Genomic DNA, 3,937 nt, shown 5'->3' on the forward strand with positions numbered 1-3,937 from the left:
CACGGACCTCTTCAGGTTTCCGATCATGTGGACGACCAGGTACAGCAGCATGATCAGACCACTGACCGCCATCACGGTCTTCTTGCCGACGGTGGAGTCCCCTCGGCTGCGGCGAGCCCCTCCGCCGCCGCGTGGTACTGCGCCCCGACCTGCCGCAACGGCAGATACGCCTCGGGCGCGAGGACCAGGATGACGAGGCCGATGTACAGGTCCATCTCGCCGTGCACCAGCCGCATGCCGATCGTGACGGCGACCAGCGCCACCGAGATCGTCGCGAGCAGTTCCAGGGCGAAGGAGGAGATGAAGGCGATCCGCAGCGTCCGCATGGTCGCCTGCCGGTATGCACCGGTGATGTCTCGGATGGACTCGGCCTGCGCCTTGGCCCGCCCGAAGACCTTCAACGTCGGCAGCCCGGCGACGACGTCCAGGAAGTGTCCGGACAGCCGCGACAACAGCCGCCACTGACGGTCCATCCGGGACTGGGTCGCCCAGCCGATCAGCACCATGAAGACCGGAATGAGTGGCAGGGTGCCCACGATGATGGCCGCGGAGACCCAGTCCTCGGTGACGATCCGCACCAATACCGCCACGGGCACGACCACCGCGAGACCCAACTGCGGCAGATACCGCGAGAAGTAGTCGTCGAGGGCGTCGACGCCCCGGGTGGCCAGGGCGATCAGCGAACCGGTCCGCTGCCCGCTCAGCCAGTCCGGCCCCAGCTCGGCGGAACGCTCCAGCAGCCGTACCCGCAGCTCCGACTTCACAGCCGCGCTGGCCCGGTGCGCGGCGAGCTCGGTGAGCCAGCCGACCAGCGCCCGTCCGACCGCGACGGCGGCCAACAGCAGCAGGGGAGTGCCGAGGTCGGACACCGCCAGGCGGTGCTGGAACGCACCAACCACCACCTCGGCGATGAGCATCGCCTGTGCGATGACCAGCCCCGCCCCTACGGCCCCCAGTGCCACGACCGCCACCAGGAACACCCGTGTGGCACGCACGTACCGGAGCAGACGCGGATCGATTGGTTTCACGTGAAACACACCTCAGTGCACGGTCTCGGCGATGTGCTGCGTACCGATCCGCTTGCGGAACACCCAGTACGTCCAGCCCTGGTAGAGCAGGACGACCGGGGTGGCGATCCCGGCACACCACGTCATGATCTTCAGCGTGTACGGGCTGGACGAGGCGTTCGTGACCGTCAGGCTCCAGTCCGGGTTCAGCGTCGACGGCATGACGTTCGGGAAGAGCGTCAGGAAGAGCATCGCCACCGTTGCCACGATGGTGAGTCCCGACAAGGCGAAAGCCCAGCCCTCACGCCCGGCCCGTGCCGCTACCAGGGCCACGAGGAGCGATGCCACGGCCGCGACCATCGCCACGAGCGACGCACCGTCACCCCGGTCGGACTGTGTCCACAGCAGGAAGACGAGCGCCAGCAAGGCGGTCACCAGTCCCACGCGCAGCGCCAGCTTCCGCGCCCGCTCCCGGATCTCCCCGACGGTCTTGAGCCCGACGAACACCGTCCCGTGGAAGGTGAACAACGACAGCGTGACCAGACCGCCCAGTAGCGCGTACGGGTTGAGCAGGTCAAGGACGCCGCCGGCGTAGTTGAAGTCCTGGTCGATCTTCACGCCCCGCACGATGTTGCCGAAGGCCACACCCCACAGGAACGCGGGCAGCAGCGAGGTCCAGAAGATCGCCGTCTCCCAGTTGCGCTGCCAGTTCTCCTCGGGTCGCTTCACCCGGTACTCGAAGGCCACGCCCCGGACGATCAGACAGACCAGGATGAGCAGCAGGGGCAGGTAGAAGCCGGAGAAGAGCGTCGCGTACCACTCGGGGAAGGCGGCGAAGGTCGCGCCGCCCGCCGAGAGCAGCCACACCTCGTTGCCGTCCCAGACGGGTCCGATGGTGTTGATCAGCACCCGCTTCTCGGGCCGGTCGCGGGCGAGCAGCTTCGTGAGCACGCCGACCCCGAAGTCGAAGCCCTCCAGGAAGAAGTAGCCGGTCCACAGGACGGCGATCAGGACGAACCAGACGTCGTGCAGTTCCATGACTGTGCAGCTCCCTCGGCCTAGTACGAGAAGGCCATCGGCTTGTCGGCGTCACGGGAGTCGCCGCCGATCTTCGTGGGCGGGTTGAGGTCGGCCTCGGTGAGCTCCGGCGGGCCCGCCTTGACGTACTTGACCAGCAGCTTGACCTCGATGACGGCGAGGATCGCGTACAGCGTGGTGAAGACGACCATCGAGGTGATGACCTCGGCCGTGGAGACACCGGGGGAGACCGCGTCACGTGTCTGGAAGAGGCCGTAGACGACCCACGGCTGGCGGCCCATCTCGGTGAAGATCCAGCCCCAGGAGCTGGCGATCAGCGGGAAGCCCAGGGTGAGGATTGCGATGCGCCAGTACCACTTGGTGAGGGTCGGGCCGAGCGCCTTCTTCGGCAGCAGCACGAGATGCGGCACTTCGTCGTCGCCCACCCTCAGGTGCTGCGGCAGCATGAACTTCTTGCGGGTCAGCCAGAGCCCGGCCAGGCCGATGGCGAACGACGTCATGCCGAAGCCGATCATCCACCGGAAGCCCCAGTACGCCACGGGGATGTTGGGCCGGTAGTCGCCAGGGCCGTACTTCTCCTGCTCGGCCTTGTTGACGTCGTTGATGCCGGGCACGTACGAGGTGAAGTCGTCCTTCGCGAGGAAGGACAGCAGGCCGGGGATCTCGATGGCGACCTTGTTGTGGCCCTTGTCGACGTCGCCGACGGCGAAGACCGAGAAGGGCGCCGGCTTCTCGCCGTCCCACAGCGCCTCGGCCGCGGCCATCTTCATCGGCTGCTGCTGGTACATGATCTTGCCGAGTACGTCACCGCTGATCGCGGTGAGGAGGCCGCCGATGACGACGGTGACGAGGCCCAGCCGTAGCGAGGTCTTCATCACGGGGACGTGCTTCTTGCGGACCAGGTGGAAGGCGGCGATACCGACCATGAAGGCGCCGCCGGTCAGGAAGGCCGCAGTGAGCGTGTGAAAGACCTGGGCGAGCGCGGTGTTCTGGGTGAGCACCAGCCAGAAGTCGGTGAGCTCGGCCCGGCCCTTCGCCTCGTTGATCTTGTAACCCACCGGGTGCTGCATCCAGGAGTTGGCCGCGAGGATGAAGTAGGCCGAGAGGATCGTGCCGATCGAGACCATCCATATACAGGCCAGATGGATCTTCTTCGGCAGCTTGTCCCAGCCGAAGATCCACAAGCCGATGAAGGTCGACTCGAAGAAGAAGGCGATCAGAGCCTCGAAGGCCAGCGGCGCACCGAAGACGTCACCGACGAAGCGTGAGTAGTCGGACCAGTTCATGCCGAACTGGAACTCCTGCACGATGCCGGTGACCACTCCCATCGCGATGTTGATCAGGAAGAGCTTGCCCCAGAACTTCGTCGCCTGGAGGTACTTCTCCTTCTCCGTCCGCACCCAGGCCGTCTGCAGACCGGCTGTGAGCGCGGCCAGCGAGATCGTCAGGGGAACGAATAGAAAGTGGTACACGGTGGTGATGCCGAACTGCCATCGCGCCAGGGTCTCCGGCGCCAAAGCCAGGTCCACGTCGCCGCTCCTTACCTACGCTTGTGAAAGCGTTCACATTCACAAGCCATTATGCAGCACGAACTTTCGAGCCCTGGAGGGGGTCCCCTGTCTCCCCCGTCACAGCCGGCCTCTCGACTCAGAAATTCAACATATTGTCGAATCGGCGGCATGCGGACACCGACATCGGTACAGATGCGGATCTCCTGGCCCGTCGGCCGTCTCGACGCGTCGCTCGACGACACTCCGACCAGTCAGGCCCTGGTCAAGGCGCTGCCTCTCGTCTCCACCGCCCGCATCTGGGGCGATGAGGTGCACGCCGCAGCCGCTCCCGGCCCGCGTCGACGGCCCAGGTCTCGCCGCGGGCCAGCAGCCCGTCGGTGT

Annotated in this window: 2 protein-coding genes and 3 pseudogenes; 1 reads left to right on the forward strand and 4 read right to left on the reverse strand. The window is 66.1% G+C overall.

Going from position 1 to position 3,937, the window contains the following annotated elements; translation table 11 throughout:
- The 4 genes and pseudogenes from ABZ281_RS41145 to ABZ281_RS41160 all read right to left on the reverse strand — a co-directional run.
- Positions 1–111, reverse strand: a pseudogene (locus ABZ281_RS41145) (succinate dehydrogenase); the annotation flags it as partial.
- A pseudogene (locus tag ABZ281_RS41150) lies at positions 102–1,037 on the reverse strand (ABC transporter transmembrane domain-containing protein); the annotation flags it as partial. The pseudogenes ABZ281_RS41150 and ABZ281_RS41145, both read right to left, overlap by 10 nt.
- 3 nt (positions 1,038–1,040) lie before the next feature.
- Positions 1,041–2,045 (reverse strand): cytochrome d ubiquinol oxidase subunit II, encoded by a 1,005-nt coding sequence (cydB, locus tag ABZ281_RS41155; RefSeq protein WP_356663062.1) that lies wholly within the window; start codon positions 2,043–2,045, stop codon positions 1,041–1,043.
- Between the two features lie 20 nt (positions 2,046–2,065).
- Positions 2,066–3,574: a cytochrome ubiquinol oxidase subunit I gene (locus ABZ281_RS41160; protein ID WP_298556671.1), complete on the reverse strand. Its 1,509-nt coding sequence runs from the start codon at positions 3,572–3,574 to the stop codon at positions 2,066–2,068.
- A gap of 150 nt (positions 3,575–3,724) precedes the next feature.
- On the opposite strand from ABZ281_RS41160, the pseudogene ABZ281_RS41165 reads away from it, so the two are divergent.
- Positions 3,725–3,937, forward strand: a pseudogene (locus ABZ281_RS41165) (hypothetical protein); the annotation flags it as partial.

Origin of the sequence: Streptomyces sp. NPDC006265, assembly GCF_040613555.1 — a bacterium.
Lineage (GTDB): Bacteria > Actinomycetota > Actinomycetes > Streptomycetales > Streptomycetaceae > Streptomyces.

Coding starts and splice junctions, on each gene's coding strand:
- cydB (WP_356663062.1), bottom strand. CDS start 2,045: ATGGAACTGCACGACGTCTGGTTCGTCCTGATCGCCGTCCTGTGGACC.